Here is a 19,083-nt window from a genome sequence, read left to right on the forward strand (position 1 = left end):
CCCTGCTTTCTAATAGCTAATACATTGTTAAAGCATTGAGACAAGTCGTTGTGATAGCTTCAATGCATCATGTCTTAGATAATAATTATCAAAATAAAGTAGATCATCTCCTACTATTTCTAAGCCCATCTTTTGTAACCGTTCTTCGTCTACACTAACAACCGTAGCACCTTCTTCAGCATACCTTTGTCCATATGAAAACGGTATTGTTTGTTTATTTACTATGATGGAGTTTAGATGAAGATTATCCACATGATTATATATTGCCTGTACATGATCTCCAGCAGTAAACTCATCAGTTTCACCAGGTTGAGTCATTACATTACAAATATACACTTTCCATGCTTTTGAATTCTTAATTACTTGTGAAATTTGTGGTACAAGTAGATTAGGAATAATACTAGTATATAAACTTCCTGGACCTAATACAATCAAATCTGCATTTTCTAATGCATAGATCGTTTCCTGTAATGGTTCAGGATTGGACGGCTCCAAAAAAACTCTTTTTATTTGCTGTCCTGCTAATGGAATTCTAGATTCGCCTTCGACAAATGAACCATCGGCTAGTTCCGCATGTAGAACAATTTCTTCATTAGCTGCTGGAAACACCTTTCCTTTCACGTTCAAAACCCTGCTGATTTCTTGAACACCTCTTGCAAAGTCACCCGTAATAGATGTCATTCCAGCTAATAATAAGTTTCCTAAGGAATGTCCAGATAATCCACTTCCGTTTTCAAAACGATGTTGAAAAAGCTTTTCCACTAATGGCTCTACTTCCGCTAATGCAACAAGAACATTTCGCACATCTCCTGGAGGTGGAATCTTTAACTCTTTTCTCAAACGACCAGAGCTTCCTCCATCATCAGCGACAGTAACAATAGCAGATATATCTACTGGAAAGGTTTTTAACCCTCTTAATAAAACGGATAACCCTGTTCCCCCACCTATAACAACGATATTTGCCTTTTTCAACCTTCTCGTTTCCCTTTCTCTACATCCCGATGAGTGGAATACGTATAGTAGCTATCTTCTTCAAATTTCACTTTAAAGTACTCTGCTAATGTAACAGAACGATGTTTTCCACCAGTACAGCCTATCGCTAAAACTAACTGGCTTTTTCCTTCTCGTTTATAATGGGGGAGCATGTATGATACTAAGTCATACAATTTTTCAATAAATTGCTGTGTCTCAGACCATTTTAACACATAATCTGATACTTCCTTATCTAATCCTGTCATAGGTCTCATATGGTCGATGTAATGCGGGTTTGGAAGAAAACGTACATCAAAAACTAAATCAGCATCTATCGGAATTCCGTGTTTAAAACCAAAGGAGAGTATATGAACGTTAAACACTTGTTTATCTGACATGCAAAACCTCTGGATAATACGTTCTCTCAATTGTACAGGCTTTAAATCACTTGTATCAATAATTGTTTGTGCCTGTCCTTTTAGTTCATCTAAAAGTGCCCGTTCCGCTTGAATCCCTTCTAGTGGAGGGCCACCTGCAGCTAAGGGATGAGAACGTCGTGTCTCTTTGTATCGACTAACAAGCACGTTATCACGGGAATCCAAAAACAATATTTGTGGAGTTACTTTGGATTCTACTCCAATTGTATCAATAGCATTAAATAGTTGATCAAAGAACTCTCTTCCTCTTAAATCTATTACGAGAGCAACTTTTTTCATTTTGCCCCCTGAACCTTCTACAAGATCAATAAATTTAGGTATTAATGCCGGTGGAAGATTATCAACACAAAAGTAACCCAAATCCTCTAGACTTTGTACAGCTACTGTTTTCCCCGCACCCGACATTCCTGTTATGATTACTAATTCTAAATCATGAGTAGATTGACTTACTTCAATATTATGATCCACATGTATCCCTCCTTCCTAAATATTACTTTCTTCTTTTTTAGCTGATAACTCAAAGTCGTCTCCTTCAAGTCGATAGGACAGAAGGTCAAAATCTTTTGTATAGTAAAATGTTCCATACATTATTTCTTTTCGATTTAACACATGGTCCCAAATAAAGTAGTCTCCTGATGCCATAGGCAGATTACTGATGGATGTTTTCTCTTGCCAAGCCAGATGCCCTTCTGGTGATTTTTCTAATAGTTCTCCATCGTATTCTTTCGCATGAAAAGTAAACATCATCCATTCATTTACTACGTCTTCATTTTCTTCGACAACGATAGTAAAAACCCCTCTTAATTCAGGATTTTTAATTGTAATACCTGTTTCCTCATAAAACTCTCTTTTAGCAGTTTCCCGAATGGATTCTCCAACTTCCATTTTCCCTCCTGGCGCAACCCACCAACCACGTTTTGGTTTTCTTAAGGTTAAGACTTCGTTGCCCTTCTCTAAAATACAATTCGTTACACGTTGCAACTTATTCACCTCAAATAACTTTTACATTATATGTTGGATTGTTTTCTTTCTCATCTTATTCAATATATTATAAAAGTTGAATCATCAATCGTTCAGTGTATTTCCATCAATATAACAGTCTATTTATAAATTATACTACATCTTTTTTGTAACAACCAAACAAGATACTGGAATTAAACAACTTTTGAGGTTTTTTGGTCATAAAAAAAAGGGCACGAGCTGATTAGCCCGTGCTACAAAAATATATAAAAAAAAGGGGGTCAATTACTACTTTTATAATACCCTGTTTATATTTCAGCATTGTTACAGTAGAATTAAGTACCAATTACGAAATATTTTTATGTAGACCACTCTTCTTAACAAAGTTTACAAACATGTACAACCGTATAAGGCTGTCAGTGATACAGACCTAAAAAATGATTGTTACAGTTTTGGAAAACGTTGTCATTTCTATCCTGCTTGTCTTACCTAAAATGATAAAATTTCAGCATGTAAAAATCGAGTGAATGAAAGTTAAGGAAAATATACAGTGAAGTATGGCTTAGTACTACTACCGACTTTCTTTCGATGAGCCAAAAAGAAATGAACACTTGCACCATGAAGGATGAAAATACGTTATGAAGTATTTAAGTACCATTCATTTTCTATGGAATGAGAGCAAGTCCACGAACTCCAGTGGGAAGTAGAGTAAAGGCGAGACACTGGAGCGAATGGAATATCAACCAACAATTTTGTCATACTAAATAAATTAACCTCTAATTGAAATACTTATTTTCAGGGTAGATGTAGAATAAGAAGAGGGTAATACAAAAGGAAGTTCATCCCTTTTATACAACCCTCTCCGTTGTTTTATTTGTTTGATGTCTCTAACTCTTCTAATAAACTTTCCACATAATGCTGTGCTGTTTGAGCTGCAATACTTCCATCACCAGTTGCAGTAACAATTTGTCGCAATGTTTTTTCACGAATATCTCCTGCCGCAAAAACACCAGGAATCTTCGTCTCCATTTCATCATTTGTTTCTACATAGCCATCCGAATTTGTAATTCCTAGATTTAAGAACGGCTCATTTATTGGAAGCATCCCAATATAAATAAATACTCCATCCGTTTTGAAGTCTTGCTGTGTTCCATCCACAGTGCTTTCTAATGTAACACTAGAAACCTTATTATCTGTTCCGTTTATTTCTTTTACAACAGTATTCCAAATTATATCTATTTTTTCATTCGCAAAGGCACGATCTTGTAATATTTTTTGTGCACGAAATTGATCTCTTCGGTGAATAATGGTTACTTTACTTGCAAAGCGTGTTAGATACACAGCTTCCTCTACTGCGGAATCTCCTCCACCTACAACTACGAGCTCTTTGTTTTTAAAGAAAGCACCGTCACAAACCGCACAGTAGGATACTCCTCGGCCGCCTAACTCTGATTCACCTGGCACTCCTAGATTTTTATACTTTGCACCTGTTGTTAGGATAATAGCACGTGCTTTAAATTCGCCACTTCCTGTTACAACCCGTTTAAACTCTTTTCCATCAACAATTTCTTTTACATCTCCATAAGCATATTCCGCTCCAAATTTTCTTGCATGATCAAACATTTTTGTCGATAAATCTGGACCTAAAATACTTTCATATCCAGGATAGTTCTCAACGTCTTCCGTGTTGGCCATTTGACCTCCTGGTATTCCTCGCTCAATCATAACTGTTGAAAGATTTGCACGAGATGTATATACAGCAGCAGTCATTCCAGCTGGACCTGCACCAATAATTGCTACATCATAAATTTTTTCTTCACTCATTACTTCCACTCCCCTAGTGAACTGCATGTTACTTGCTATTGTTTTATAAGTATATCCTATGAAAAAAAACATAATAAGTCCAAAATTCTGCTCATGAATTTCAGTTAAATGTGTCTCTTTTGTGTCGAGGATTTGTAGCTGGTTTTATGATTTGGTCCGTAAAAAAACCTGTTATGATGATCCTCATAACAGGTGTAAATAAGTTATGTTTGTTAAAAAAGAATATACACCACAATGTCATTATGATTATCTAACCTTACTATTTCCTATGGTAAGAATATCATTCCATTGTTTCGAGAAGTTCTTTCGGTTGTTGATAGGTGAACCAAACATCCGAAGGGTCCATTTTTTCCTCAGTAGATAGGAAATCTAAGAAAGTGTTTGCAATATTTTCATTTTCGCTATCCATCTCACGAATTCTTTCCCAAAGTCCTCGAGCCTTTTCTTCATGTCCATTTTTCCAAGCACAAATTGCCATTTGATGAAAATAAGCTGGTAGCTTTAAAAACTGACTTCCTTGAAATAATTTTTTAAACCATTGATAGGATTTCTCATATTCACCTACACAATAAAGAGTTTTAGCAAGGTAATAACAGTGCCAATCCTTTATAGGTCTTAAATTAACAAGGTTTTTAATCCATAGGTCCTTATTATTGTGATCTTCCTTCGCTAGAAGTACTGTCATTATACATTGTGCTAAAAAGTTAGGTTCGTCTTTAATAAGTAAATCTTGAAGAATAGACTTAGCATGTTCCATTTCCCCTTGATACATAAGTGATTCAGCAAGGTAAGCATAAACATCCCATTCTTTTGGATTTTCCATTAAATAACCTCTTGCTTCTTTTTCAGCAGAGTCATAATCACCTTTGTGAATTAAATCCACTATTACCTCAAGTTGGGATGGGTAATTGGATAAAGTGCCAAAGTCTTCTAGAAATTCTAATTCTTCCTCTAACATGTATAATAAAGAATGTGCATCTTCTGCAAATTCTCCTTCTGGATCCATTTGTAAATACTTATTTAAGCGTAATTTTGCTAATTCAAATTTCCCTACGTGTGCTAGATTATTTGCCATAAAAAAGTAGCATTCCGCCATGGATTCATCTACTTCTGTGATTACCTTCTGTAAAAGGTCGTTGGCTGTTTCGAATTCTCCTTTTTCTGACAGTACAATTGCTAGCTGACATAAAAACACAGGTTCTTCTGGTTCAATGCGTATAGCCTTGTTTATATATTGAAGCGCTTGTTCTATTTGTCTATTTTGATATGCCTCTATGCCTTTTCGATAGAAATAAGCCCCATCTTGTAAAAATGGAATGATTTTTCCCATTTCCTTTTTTGAATTTAGTTCACGCATGAACACGAACCTCCTATCGTACTAAAATTGAAACAAATGTATTAAATTCATGTATTTATATAACTAAGTAATAGTTGATATAGACGTAATGTGTAACATAACGAAAAAAGCTTCGAATTTAATAATTGCAGTATATCATGTCACAACAATACAAACAACGCCACTCCCTGTCCTAGTTTATTATAAAGACACAAAATGTTCACCGGTCTGGTCCCTGAACTTTTGGTGAACATGTAATGAATTTTTGCAAAAAAGTGAGTCTCCCTCACACTTATAAGGGAGACTCATTTTTTGATTTGGTTAAATTACAAAACTAGTTGTTTCAATATTGAGTGATCTGGAAATGTTTTATCAAATTTTACCTATCACTATCTTTCTCTTTTTTCTCTTTTTTCTCTACTTTATCTTTCTTATCCTTTTTTACTTTCTTCTCTTTCTTCTCTTTCTTCTCTTTTGAATCATCATTGTCATCTGAATCAGTTACCTCTACTAATTCACTTACTTTTATATTATCTACGTAATGATCCCTTACACTGCTACCTGGAGTGATGGATTTTATCTGCGCAATATTCTCGCCATTACGGTAAAAGCCTTCATTTTCAAAAGCTATTTCTCCATCTATGATCAAATTGAAAGTTTGTGTTGTAACGTCTGCAATCACTTTCACATTTGTCCATTTTTCATTTATATTTTGTACAGTACTATGCTTAAATGTATTATCAGGTAGTCTTGTACTAAACAAATGATCACGTGCTTCAATTCGAATCACATCATTGCCTGAATCATCCGCTAAAACAAGGACAACTGTTGCATTGGCTCTTACAGGTTGCATAAAATCTAATTCCGCAGAAACAATGCCTGTTTGTGGGTCAAACTCTAACGTAAATCCATTGCTATTACCAGATGCCGGTAAATGTAATACTTTTCCTACACCATCTAATTCCACAACTTCACTTACATCACCTGTAAACGTAAACCCATCTGGCTGAGATCCAACAGCAATACTCTCAAAGTCTTCAAAAACTAAAACCGTTTCTTCATACACTTTATCAGGTACTTCTGGGTTTGGAGACTCATCATCACCATCTCCTGGATCTGGGCTATCACCATCACCTGGATTAGGATTTGGGTTCCCTGGAGAGTCGCCATTTGGATTCCATCCTTTTAACACATTAGCTACTGTCCACTGTGCCGCTTCTTCGTCTGTTAACTGTCTTCTTGCATCATTAACAACAGCTCCCGGACCATAGTTTTCATATTCAAATAATCTAGCATCTGCTGGATCTAACCCACTCATGGAAGTCCAACCACTAACATGAATATGTTCTCCTAATTCACTGTGCATGAAGACGACGCTTCCTCTTGCCTCTGGGTTTCCACCAGCAGGCCATGGTCTTCCTAAATATACTGTTCCAGCAGGTGCATCAGACGTTAATTTACTATTTAGAATTAACATTCCAAATTCCTCTGAAAGCAATGTACTAGCTGCCGTTATATAGCCATTATTTGTGCTGGAACCTCTATCTAGTGAATGGATAATAGAATCTTCAAATACCGCACGGGCCCCACCAAAAATAAAGTCAACATCACCTTCCACATACACTTGATAAAAATATTGACTACCAGAGTGAGTATAAAGTGTATCTTGGTTTCCTATAAATTTAACATTCTTAAAGTACATACGATCGCCACTAGCATATACAGCAACTGCTTGTTTTCCATTCACATCTAAGCTCTCATCAAATGAGTTTTCAAATGTTATGTTTTCCGCTCTAAAATCATTTGCACGTAAAAATACGCTAGCACTACCACTTGTACCAATTGTTCCTCCGACGCCGTTATCTTTCCCTGCATAATTGTCATAGGTGATAACCGTATCTGTTTCGCTTTCACCGATCATTGTAATAAAAGGTTTATTGGCTGGTACTGTAACTACTTCATAATACGTACCATTTTTAATATGAATGGTTACTGGTTTCGTATTATTCTCTGGAACCGCATCGATAGCAGCCTGAACGGTTTCATAATCACCACTGCCGTCCTGAGCAACCGTAATTTCATATTCTTTCTTCTCTAACTCCTTCGTTTCCCCTTTTGCTCGCTCTATATCATCCTGTATCAAAGTTCTTCCTAATACATCTTCCGAGTTAGTGTCCACTACTCGTACAAACACTTTATTATCAAAAAATCCTATTTTTTGCGAAACATCTAGTAACTGCGTTCCCCAGTGTCCGCCCCATGCATATCCATTTCGTCTTTCTTCTTCAATTTCAAGAATGTCGTATTTAATTACTCCATCACGACCAGAGAATATTCCTCTATCCGTACCGATTTCGTAAAATCTATACCAAGCAGTAGAATTTGGATCATCGTAGAAATAAACATTGTTAGGGTCTCCACTAACATAACGAGTGTTTTCTAATTTCACCTCGTCTAACCATTCTAATGCCCCTAATATGCTACGCTTCACTTCCTCTGTTTGTGGACGAGACATTAAGAAGCGGATAATCCCAATAGATTCTGAACCTGAATTTGATGCGTGTTCATAAGAACGTGCTCCCCTTGGTTCATACGTTACAGGATCATGCTGTGCACTCCATACATTTAACTTCCCATCTACTTCTATTTGCGCTTTCACAATATAATCAACCGCAAGTTCCATCGACTCTTCAATGAAAGAGTAATAGTCATTACTAATAACGTCAGAGTTAAAAGGATATCTTCTCTCTAATACATCATCCAACATTTCCAGCACGTTAATCATTGCTTCATCGTTGAATGTTACATAATCAGAGTAATTGCCTCTTGCTGGATATACTTGTGCAAAACCACCTGTGTCGTATTGAAGGTTAAAGAGGAATTCAAACCCTTTTTCAATACTTTCCTTGTATCTTTCATCTTTTGTTTCGTTATAAATTTGAGCTAAGAAGATAATTTCACTTATTGTAGCATCATTATCAATGGTTCCTAACTCCCGCCCATTATGAACCCATTCAGAACGTGGTTCTGTTCCATTCCACTCACGTGTGTAAATATGTGGCCAGTTCTTCGTCCAACCACCATGATCCATTTGCCATGTAAGAAGGTTGTTCGCTTCCGTGATCGCATTAGCTAGATCTCCACTAAATCGTACTTCCTCTTGTTCAAATTCAAGTTCCGCGTACTCATCCCACTCATCTAAACTATGAAGAACTAATACGCTCTGTCCAAATTTGTTTATACCTAGTGCTCCCTTATCAACACGAAGGTTTTTAAATCCAGGTGATAATAGCGCCCAATTTCTTGTTGGGGAAACTACATCCACATCACTAAAATCAAATTCTTCAAAATAACTATTTAGTGTAACCACAAGTAGATTATTTGAAATAGCCTGTACCCCAACAACTTTCACGTTTTCTTGAGGAGTAACAGAAAGACTTCCTACTAATTCCAGTGCCTCGCTCCAAGTTAACAATTCAGTGTTACTAGAGTTTGAAGTATCTCCTTGTAGCGCTGCAAATACTTGATCTGCTTCTTGCTTCGTCATTTCTTGAGTTGGGTAAATGTTTCCGTTTTCCTCAAGACTAGCCATGTACCCTGCTTGATGTGCTGCTTCTAAAACGTAAGCATACCACTCGTCAACAGTTACTTCCCAAACATTTGTAGAAAGATTAAGGTTTTTAAACTTTTCTGTTTTAACAAAACCAAATGTATCATTAATCAAAGCCATAAACTCAAGTCTTGTAATTGGCTGATTAGCCTTATCACTATCTTCGCTATCAACTAACATTCCTAACTCGTTTAGATCGTTCAATAATAGGCCACTAACGATATCAGTAATTTCCACTTCTTCTATATCCATCGGTCCTTCACTTGAACTGTCCGCTTTGTTATGAACTCGTAAATGATCGACATTTGCTCCACCACTAGGTGCAATACCAACTGCACGTATGACATTTTCTCCTTCCACTAACTCCGCTTGTAGGGAAGAATATTGCCAAACAGTCCAACCACCAGTAGGATCAAATGCTAATTCTGGTGTAACTATTTCTCCGTTCACTAAAATTTCCTTTGGACGTAAATCAGTCCCTCCGTGTGCATAACGGAAATCTAGTTTATACGATCCAGCTACAGGAATATCAACGGTCCACTCAATCCAGCCACCTGGAGCATTCGGAACGTAATCAACAAAGCCTGTACCCGTAAAGCCTACATGTTTGTTATCGATAATAGCAGCTTCAAATAGTGCATCCTCAGCTTCTAAAATCTCATCAAACTCTAAGTAAACTCGTAAATGATCCACATTTGCTCCACCACTAGGTGCGATACCGATAGCTCTCACTGTGTTTTCTCCAGCATGAAGCGTTGCTTTCATGGATGTGTATACCCATGTAGCCCATCCACCTGATGGATCAAATGCTAAACTACCATTCACAACTTCACCATTTACCACGATTTCTTTCGGACGTAAATCCGTGCCTCCGTGAGCATAACGGAAATCTAAGTTATATTCCCCCGCCACTGGCACATCCACCGTCCATTCAATCCAGCCACCTGGAGCATTTGGAACATAATCAACAAAGCCTATTCCTGTAAAACCTACATGTTTATTATCAATAATTGCAGCTTCAAACTCCGCATATTCTGCTTCATAAATACCATCTTTTCCATCTTCCACTGGTTCCGACGGTTCTGTTGGATCTGTTGGGTCTGTTGGGGTATCGTCCTCAACAGGTAAAAGACCACTAATTTTTAAGTCATCCACATAATGACCTTTCGTTCCACTATTAGGAGTGAAAGTCTCAAAGAAATTAAATTTTGTTAATGGTTGATCAAATGCTGCACCTTCAAGCTTCAGCTCTCCGTCAATATGTACATCCGCAGTTTGAGCATCAATATCCATTACAACCTTAATGTGATACCATTTGTTTTCAACCAATGGAACTAGAGGCTGAAAATTACTACCTGTACGGTAGCTGATATTGCCACCATTCGTTTCCAAAGTCACAGCCGTGCCATTCCCTTTTAATCGCATCACCTTTGTTGAGCTAGTGTAGCTAGGCTGCATAATCTTCATTTCTACTGTAACTTCCCCTACTAAATCTTCCACTGATTTATATAGAGCAACATGCGTTACGTCACTTGTATCTTCTAAAAAAACACTCTTATTCGCTTCATCTGGTACTTCTACTACTCTTACAGTACCACCAGCCTCATTAACAGTGACATTGCCCGGAACATCACCAGTAATATCATCATTGAAATTAGCTTCAAAAGTAAACACATTTTCGTCACTAACATCTGCAGCTTTTACAAAACTAATTGGTATAGATGAAAAAACACTCATAAACATAATCATAAATATAAGAGTACAATTTCCTAAACGTTTTGCTAGTCTCATTCTCTCTCCATCTCCCTATTAGATTAATAAATATAACGTACAACGAAGAAGCAGCATCACCCCTTTCATTATTCCTTTGGAATTATGTAAACTCTAATGTTTCCATTGTTTCGTTGTTCCTAAATTTCTTTGGTGTTACAAGAATATGCTTTTTAAAGGTTCTGATAAAATTAGAAGCAGTTAGGAATCCAACCTTTTCCGCAATTTGATTTATTGGAATATTTGTATACACTAATAGCTTTTTCGCTTCGTACATCCTTCTTTGCAGAATATATTGATGAACAGTAACTCCAAACTCTTTTTTAAAAAAATGGCATAAATAATATTTATTTATGTGAAGTCGCTGTGCTAGATCCTCTAACCGCCATTGTGTATTCCAAATAAGTGCAATCTCTTGTAAAACTCGTTCAAGCATATCTTCTTTCTCAACAGAACTATTCACAACATATAGGGGGCGTTCAGTTTCTGTTTCTGCCATAACTTCTCTTCCTAGAAACAAAAGTAATTCAAGCATATACAACTCCAATGCACTCTTACGTTCCCACAATTGGTTACTTCCATCTTCGTGTAATAATTGATCAATAATGTGTTGAAAGCGATCAGCTTTCCACGTATAGAAGTGAAGGGCATAATGAGGAGTTTTATTCTCCTCAAAAAACTGTTGGAAGTTTGTGAAAATAGGATGCTGAAAGGAGAAGAATTCCTCCGTGAACATAAGGACAACTCGTTCATATGGACATCCTTCTTTTAATCTAACTTTGTGTAATTCGGAGCTTTTAAAAAACAAAACTTGTCCTTTTGTTAAACGATACACTTTGTTCTCGAAAATATAATTCGCTTCTCCATTTGTGAGCCAAACAATTTCATAGCCTTCATGAGAATGAAAATTAATAATTGTTTTGTAATCAGTTTTAAAGTCAATCTGAAAAATTGGATCTCTATCTGCCTGAAGCATTTTTGTTTCATACTTTCCCACCTGATCACGTCCATTTCTGTCGTCACTATACCTATGTAAGGAAGCGGTTACAAAATGGATTTTAACATGGATATGGAGTACCGAATATTCACAAATTGGCTCTATAATATTCAAATATTGCTTTATCACATACATCTAATTAAATGATTATCAATGGAATCGACTGGCAATAAACATACTAAAAAGCGAAAGAGTCTTAATACCTAAATTGACTTTTTGACTTATGGTACGAAAGAAACCCTTCATACAGAAGGTTATCTTTACTGTACGAAGGGTTTGGTTATCAACTTTTTTGTTGTTTTGTAAATAATTTCTATTTTCAATCTAATCTTTCATAGGAAATATCTGATCCCACAAGATATTTCCAGTTCCACTAGCATGCAAATATAACCATAAAACGCAAAAAAAGACAAACAAATCTGGGTGTAATTTGTTTGCCTTTTCATGCTCTATTTAATTAGTAAGCAAATGATTATTCTTTTATTCCACCATGTCTTTCCTCTAACCTTTTCAACACAGCATCCAACGGCAAGCCTTGTTCTCGTAACAGCACTAGCCAATGGAATAAGAGATCTGCACTTTCCCAAGTAAGTTCTTCTTTGTCTTTGTTTTTCGCAGCAATAATCACTTCCGCAGCTTCTTCGCCAACTTTTTTAAGAATCTTATCCACACCTTCCGTGAATAAGTATGTCGTATACGATCCTTCAGGTAATTCAGCTTGGCGTTGGGCGATGACTTTTTCTAGTTCACGGATGATGGCGAAACGGTCTTCACCATTGGATGGTGCCTCGCTGCTTACGTTGTCATCTACCGTGGAGCCATCTTCCCCTTGCTCTTGTACCTGTTCTGTAAAGCACGTAAACGTTCCGTTATGACACGCTGGTCCTTTAGGCTCTACTAGCACAACCAACGCATCTTGGTCGCAATCGGTGCGAATATCCACCACACGTTGTGTATTCCCAGAAGTAGCGCCTTTATGCCAAAGCTCTTGACGAGATCGACTATAAAACCAAGTTTCGCCAGTCTCTACTGTTTTTTTCAACGACTCCTCGTTCATGTATGCTAACGTTAAAACCTCTTTGCTCTGTGCATCTTGAACGATTGCTGGAATCAATCCTTTATCATCAAACGTAAATTCGATATTTGCTAGCTTCATCGTATCTCCAGCCCCTTTTCCTTCAAATAGCTTTTCACTTCTTCTACGGAAGTTTCTTTATAATGAAAGATGGAAGCTGCGAGTGCCGCGTCAGCTAACCCTTCTTCAAACACTTCGTAAAAATGCTCGCTAGATCCTGCGCCACCTGAAGCAATCACAGGAACAGAAACAGCTTCACTAACAGCTTTCGTTAATTCCACATGAAAACCAGATTTTTCCCCGTCCTTATCCATGCTCGTTAAGAGAATTTCCCCAGCACCAAGTGCCACGGCTTCCTTCACCCAAGAGATCACGTCTCGTTCTGTTGGTTTACGTCCACCATGAGTATAGACACGCCACGATCCTAGCTCGTCATCCCATTTCGCATCCACTGCAAGAACGATACACTGGGAGCCGAAGAAGTCCGCTCCTTCTTTAATAAGCTCAGGTCGGAGAACCGCCGCCGTGTTCACAGAAACTTTATCCGCCCCAGCACGAAGGATGCGCTTCATATCTTCTACTGTGTTAATTCCACCACCAACGGTAAATGGAATCGCAAGCTTCCCTGCCACTTCTTCCACTACTTCCACCATCGTTTCGCGTCCTTCGTGGGAGGCAGAAATGTCGAGGAAAACTAATTCATCTGCACCTTGCTCGTCGTAAAATGCAGCAAGTTCGACAGGATCTCCTGCATCACGCAAGTTTACAAACTGAACGCCCTTCACCACACGACCTTCTTTTACATCAAGGCAAGGGATTATTCGTTTCGTTAACATTAATCCGCCACCTCCTGTAACGCTTCCTCTAAGGAGATGCGGCCAGTGTACAGCGCCTTTCCGATAATCGCACCAGAAACACCGTCAGACTTCCGCGCTAGTAGGTCACGAACGTCCTTCATCTCGGACATCCCGCCAGATGCGATGACTTGCTTCCCTGTTACCTTACCAAGCCCAGCAATCGCCTCCACGTTCGGTCCACTAAGCATCCCATCACGAGAGATATCTGTCATAATAAACGTTTCCGCTCCATGTTGTACGAGTTCCAGTGCAAGCTCCTCCGCCTTCACCTGAGACGTTTGCAACCAACCATGCGTTGCCACATACCCATCACGAGCATCGATACCGATCGCCACACGTTGACCACCGTATGTACGAAGCATTTCTTTCACAAACTCCGGATCAGAAATTGCAGAACTCCCAAGAATTACACGCTCCACACCGTTTTCCAAATACTGAGCAACAGATTCTCGAGTGCGAATACCTCCGCCAATTTGTACTTTGGCCGAAAGCTCCTGAGCCGTTTTCAACACAACCCCATGATTCACCGGCTCGCCCTTTTTCGCTCCATCCAGATCAACCATATGAATCCACTGAGCACCTTTTTCTTGAAAACTTTTCGCCATCTCAAATGGAGAGTCACCATATACCGTTTCCTTATCATAATCTCCTTGAAGTAGACGAACACACTTCCCACCACGTATATCAATTGCAGGGTAAATCGTAAACATGATCAAGACACCTCCCCATCATTTGCGAAATTCTTCAACATTTGCATCCCTAACACACTACTTTTTTCCGGGTGAAACTGAGTGCCCCATACATTTCCACGACCTACAACCGCAGGCACTAACTGATCTCCATATTCCGACGAGGAAACAAGCACATCATTGCTCGTTTCTACCACATACGAATGAACAAAATACACATGCCCAGACGGCACATCCTTAAGGATCGGATGATGCTCCTGTTGAAAGTTTAGGCGATTCCAGCCCATATGCGGCACTTTATACGAATGGCCAGTCTCTGTTTTTCCGGAAAAACGCTTGACGTGTCCTGGTAATAAGCAAAGACCCGGCGTTGGTCCATTTTCTTCACTTTCTTCAAATAGTAACTGCATCCCTAAGCAAATTCCAAGTAACTGCCGCCCACTTTGCGCCCAGTTCTTCAAAAATTCATCAAGACCTCTTTCTTGAAGCTCCCGCATTCCGTCACGAAAAGAGCCTACTCCAGGTAGAAGGATTTTCGATGCCTTTTCTAGTTCCTTTGGATCTTCCGATAGAAATGGAGTATGACCGATCCTTTCGAGGCCTTTTGTTACGCTATGAAGATTTCCCATGCCATAATCTACAATTCCAATCATGTTAAGCTTCCTTTCGTGGATGGAACTCCTGTCACTCGTGGGTCAATCTGTGTTGCATCATCTAGCGCGCGGCCAAGAGCTTTGAAAATCGCCTCAATAATATGGTGTGTATTGTGACCATAGTGCACGATAACGTGGAGGTTCATTCTCGCTTCAAGCGCTAACTTCCAAAGAAACTCGTGAACTAGCTCTGTATCAAAAGTACCTACCTTTTGTGCAGGGAATTCACCACGAAGCTCGAGGTGCGGACGGTTACTTAAATCTACAACAACCTGTGCCAGTGCATCATCCATAGGTACGAATGCATTTCCATACCGTTTGATCCCTTTTTTGTCTCCTAGCGCTTGCTTAATTGCTTCCCCAAGGACGATTCCAATGTCCTCTGTCGTGTGGTGATCATCAATTTCCGTATCACCTTTCGCGACGATCTCTGCATCAAAAAGACCATGCTTCGTAAACAGGTCTAACATATGAGACATAAACGGAACATCTGTATCCAGCTTCGCCTGCCCCGTCCCATCTATATTAAAAGAAATTGCAATATTCGTTTCATTCGTCTTACGCTCAATCCTAGCCTCACGCTTTGCCATATCCTTTTCCTCCATTCAAAGTCCCCGGACCTGGTCCCCGACAATTCTGTGACAGTTCACATAAAGTCCCAGTCCCTGGTCCCGGACAATTTTGTGACATTCCTTCAAATTGTGCTAAACTTGTCGGGGACCAGGTCCCCGAAAGTTTTGTGAACTTTTACTTTGTTCCCTTGATTTTATTTAGTCGATAGTCTACTGCTCTTGCATGTGCTTCTAAACCTTCTAATCGAGCAAAGGTGGAAATCTTTTCTCCATGTTCCATAATCGCTTTTTTACTATAAGAAATAATGCTAGATTTTTTCGTAAAGTCTTCCACATTTAATGGACTCGAGAAGCGTGCTGTTCCGTTTGTTGGTAGCACGTGGTTTGGTCCTGCGAAATAATCCCCAACAGGTTCCGTGCTGTAAGTTCCTAAGAAAATCGCACCTGCATGGCGTATCAAAGGTAGCACTTCCCACGGCTCTTCCACAACGACTTCCAAATGTTCTGGAGCCAATTCATTTACTGCCCCCACTGCTTCTTCTAAAGAGCTCGCTATATAAATTGCACCATAGTCTTTAATAGACGCTTCTGCAATTTCTCGCTTTGGCAATGTTTCAAGCTGTGCTTCTACTTCAGCTGCAACTCCTTCAGCCAGCTCACGCGATGTTGTTACTAACACTGCAGATGCCATTGGATCGTGCTCTGCTTGGGAAAGTAAATCAGCTGCCACAAACGAAGCTTCCGCTGTCTCATCTGCTAAAACAACGATTTCACTTGGTCCTGCAATCATATCAATCGCAACTGTTCCAAACACTTGTTGTTTCGCCAATGCTACATAAATATTACCTGGCCCCACGATTTTATCAACAGGTGTAATTGTTTCTGTACCATATGCCAATGCAGCAATTGCTTGCGCTCCACCAACTTTATAAATCTCCTTAACTCCTAATTCCTTTGCCGTTACAAGCACTACTTCATTTAATGTGCCATCTTTTTGTGGAGGAGATACCATGACAATCCGCTCCACACCAGCCACTTGTGCAGGCACAACATTCATTAAGATAGTAGAAGGGTATGCCGCCCGACCTCCTGGAACATAAACTCCTACTGCATCCAACGGTGTTACCTTTTGTCCAAGAATGGTGCCATCTGGTTTCGTTGTCATCCAAGATTGCTGAACTTGACGCGAATGAAAATCTCGAATATTATCACGAGCTTCTCGTATGATTGCAATCGTTTCTTCACTTACTTTTTCATAAGCTAATGCAATTTCTTTTTCCGACACCAACAAGTCTTCGGTGAAGACCGTAACTCCATCAAACTGAGCAGTAAACGCCTGGATTGCCTGATCCCCTTTATTTTTTACAGCTTCAATAATCTGCCTTACAGATTGTCTTTGAGTTTCCGTACCTTGATCGATGGAACGCTTCAAACTAACGTCATTTGTTAATGGAATAATCTTCACGTAAGATTTCCCCCTTCAATAACTGCGGAAATGCGCTCCACCATATCATCGATTTGCTCTGATTTCGTTCGGTAGCTAACTGGATTAACAATGAATCGAGAAGTAATCGGTATCATCGTTTCTAATTCCACTAGTCCGTTTTCCTTCAGTGTCTGCCCAGTGGAAACAATGTCCACAATTCGATCTGCCAGACCAATAATGGGAGCTAATTCAATCGACCCATTTAATTTAATAATTTCCACTTGCTCCCCTTGCTCTCGAAAGTAACTAGAAGCTAAGTTTGGATACTTCGATGCTATTTTTGGCGCAATATCTGCTTGAGGATTATAGGACGGAAGCGCCGCCACTGCCATATAACACTCACTAATTTTTAAATCAAGCACTTCGTACACATCACGCTTTTCTTCTATTAATACATCTTTTCCTGCAACTCCAACATCCGCCACACCATGTTCTACATACGTTGGTACATCCATTGGTTTTGCTAAAATAAAGCGCATGCCTGCTTCCGGTGAATCAATGATCAGTTTACGTGACTCATCAAATTCTGGAGGTAGAGGATAATTTGCTTTTCGCAGTAAAGCAACTGCTTCGTCAAAAATTCTGCCTTTAGGCATTGCAACCGTTAATAACTGATTTGAATCTTGTTGATTTGCCATTTATCTTGCCCCTCCCCCATTGCCGTTCGAACCTACGAAGTACACAACTTCTGTAAACTGAGCAGAATAAGAATCTATATTTTTAATTCCAGTAATATCTTGCATTACAACGGTACGTTCTTCTTGACGCAACGTTATTGCTTTTTCCATCGCTTCTTTTCGGCGCTCATTGCTAAAAATAATGCAAACGTCATTTGTAATAGATTCCTTTGTTTTTCCCAGAGCCTCCGTCAATCGATCTAAGCGAAGTCCAAAGCCAGTTGCAGGTTCTGGATGATCAAATTTACTCAAAAGCTCATCGTATCGCCCACCACTTCCAAGTGGATATCCGAGCCCACTGCTATACGCTTCAAAAACAGCGCCAGTATAGTAGCTCATATGCATGACAAGTTTTAAATCAATCAACATGTGTTCCGATAAGTTATACGCGTCTAATACGGAAATTAATTGTTGTAGTTGCGCCAAGGCATCTTGCGCCTCTTGGCTTTCCACTAGTGATTCTGCTTTTGCTAAAACTTCTGTGCCTCCTTTTAATTGAAGGAGATCTTTTAACCGTCGCTTATCAATAGAAGAAAGTGCTAATTGATCCACTTCTTTACGAAAACCTACATAATTTTTTTCATATAAAAAACGGAGGAAAGCGTCCACTCGTGATTCATTTCCAAGAATCTCGTATAAAAACGCGTTTACAAAACCTACATGCCCTACTGCTACTTGGTAGTCCTTCAGGCCAGCTTTTTCCAACGATGCCATCATGAGAGCAATAACTTCTCCATCCGCACTATTCGATCCATCACCGATAAGCTCCACACCGATTTGTTCGAATTCCGCGGATTTCCCTCCTTCTCGTTGCTGGGAGCGAAAGACCGGAGCATCATACGTAAGGCGTAACGGTCGCTCTGCTTTGCGAAGAGTGGATGCAGCAATACGTGCGATTGGTGCGGTCATGTCCGGACGGAGTACCAATGTATTTCCGTCGGGATCTAACAGCTTAAAAAGCTGCTGATCTAAAATAGCAGACGCTGCACCGATCGTTTCATAAAACTCTAGTGTGGGAGTTTCAATGGGAGCATACCCCCAACGAGCCACCTCTTGTGAAATAGAATCCCTTACTTGTCTTTTCAGCTGAAACAATTCAGGAAGTGTATCCCTCATCCCAACTGGCTTCTCAAACATAAACAACTTTGTCATAACGCCACCTCAAATC

15 protein-coding genes are annotated in these 19,083 nt (G+C 39.2%); all 15 read right to left on the reverse strand.

Features of this window, described 5'->3' with window-relative positions; genetic code table 11:
* Positions 1-27: 27 nt before the first annotated feature.
* Positions 28-972: a gluconeogenesis factor YvcK family protein gene (locus tag ACERII_RS19815; protein ID WP_373644620.1), complete on the reverse strand. Its 945-nt coding sequence runs from the start codon at positions 970-972 to the stop codon at positions 28-30.
* Positions 969-1,877, reverse strand: coding sequence for an RNase adapter RapZ (gene rapZ, locus ACERII_RS19820; RefSeq protein ID WP_373644622.1), 909 nt, complete (start codon positions 1,875-1,877; stop codon positions 969-971). Before rapZ ends, ACERII_RS19815 begins: the two co-directional genes overlap by 4 nt.
* A 15-nt stretch (positions 1,878-1,892) precedes the next feature.
* Positions 1,893-2,390, reverse strand: coding sequence for an 8-oxo-dGTP diphosphatase (locus tag ACERII_RS19825; RefSeq protein ID WP_373644624.1), 498 nt, complete (start codon positions 2,388-2,390; stop codon positions 1,893-1,895).
* An 849-nt stretch (positions 2,391-3,239) separates the two neighbouring features.
* Positions 3,240-4,193 carry a thioredoxin-disulfide reductase gene (gene trxB, locus ACERII_RS19830; RefSeq protein WP_373644626.1) on the reverse strand — a complete coding sequence of 318 codons (954 nt, stop codon included), beginning with the start codon at positions 4,191-4,193 and terminating at the stop codon, positions 3,240-3,242.
* A gap of 280 nt (positions 4,194-4,473) precedes the next feature.
* Positions 4,474-5,550: a tetratricopeptide repeat protein gene (locus ACERII_RS19835; RefSeq protein WP_373644628.1), complete on the reverse strand. Its 1,077-nt coding sequence runs from the start codon at positions 5,548-5,550 to the stop codon at positions 4,474-4,476.
* 358 nt (positions 5,551-5,908) lie between these two features.
* Positions 5,909-10,930 (reverse strand): pectate lyase, encoded by a 5,022-nt coding sequence (gene pelA, locus ACERII_RS19840; RefSeq protein WP_373644630.1) that lies wholly within the window; start codon positions 10,928-10,930, stop codon positions 5,909-5,911.
* 82 nt (positions 10,931-11,012) lie between these two features.
* Positions 11,013-11,906 (reverse strand): AraC family transcriptional regulator, encoded by an 894-nt coding sequence (locus ACERII_RS19845; RefSeq protein ID WP_373644632.1) that lies wholly within the window; start codon positions 11,904-11,906, stop codon positions 11,013-11,015.
* Positions 11,907-12,378: 472 nt separating this feature from the next.
* The gene (gene hisIE, locus ACERII_RS19850) at positions 12,379-13,062 is read right to left on the reverse strand and encodes a bifunctional phosphoribosyl-AMP cyclohydrolase/phosphoribosyl-ATP diphosphatase HisIE (protein ID WP_373644634.1); all 684 of its coding nucleotides are present in this window, start codon (positions 13,060-13,062) and stop codon (positions 12,379-12,381) included.
* Entirely contained in the window at positions 13,059-13,817 is a 759-nt protein-coding gene (hisF, locus tag ACERII_RS19855; protein ID WP_373644635.1) for an imidazole glycerol phosphate synthase subunit HisF, read from the reverse strand. The genes hisIE and hisF overlap by 4 nt, the downstream gene beginning before the upstream one ends.
* Positions 13,817-14,548: a 1-(5-phosphoribosyl)-5-[(5-phosphoribosylamino)methylideneamino]imidazole-4-carboxamide isomerase gene (gene hisA / locus ACERII_RS19860; RefSeq protein ID WP_373644636.1), complete on the reverse strand. Its 732-nt coding sequence runs from the start codon at positions 14,546-14,548 to the stop codon at positions 13,817-13,819. The genes hisF and hisA overlap by 1 nt, the downstream gene beginning before the upstream one ends.
* Positions 14,549-14,550: 2 nt before the next feature.
* The gene (gene hisH, locus ACERII_RS19865) at positions 14,551-15,180 is read right to left on the reverse strand and encodes an imidazole glycerol phosphate synthase subunit HisH (RefSeq protein ID WP_373644638.1); all 630 of its coding nucleotides are present in this window, start codon (positions 15,178-15,180) and stop codon (positions 14,551-14,553) included.
* Positions 15,177-15,770 (reverse strand): imidazoleglycerol-phosphate dehydratase HisB, encoded by a 594-nt coding sequence (gene hisB, locus ACERII_RS19870; RefSeq protein WP_373644639.1) that lies wholly within the window; start codon positions 15,768-15,770, stop codon positions 15,177-15,179. The genes hisH and hisB overlap by 4 nt, the downstream gene beginning before the upstream one ends.
* A 157-nt stretch (positions 15,771-15,927) precedes the next feature.
* Positions 15,928-17,217, reverse strand: a complete 1,290-nt coding sequence (gene hisD, locus ACERII_RS19875) for a histidinol dehydrogenase (protein WP_373644640.1) — start codon at positions 17,215-17,217, stop codon at positions 15,928-15,930.
* Positions 17,214-17,876: an ATP phosphoribosyltransferase gene (gene hisG / locus ACERII_RS19880; RefSeq protein WP_373644641.1), complete on the reverse strand. Its 663-nt coding sequence runs from the start codon at positions 17,874-17,876 to the stop codon at positions 17,214-17,216. The genes hisD and hisG overlap by 4 nt, the downstream gene beginning before the upstream one ends.
* The gene (locus tag ACERII_RS19885) at positions 17,877-19,067 is read right to left on the reverse strand and encodes an ATP phosphoribosyltransferase regulatory subunit (protein ID WP_373644642.1); all 1,191 of its coding nucleotides are present in this window, start codon (positions 19,065-19,067) and stop codon (positions 17,877-17,879) included.
* Between the last annotated feature and the right edge of the window lie 16 nt (positions 19,068-19,083).

It is taken from the genome of Evansella sp. AB-rgal1, assembly GCF_041820985.1.
GTDB lineage: Bacteria > Bacillota > Bacilli > Bacillales > Salisediminibacteriaceae > Evansella.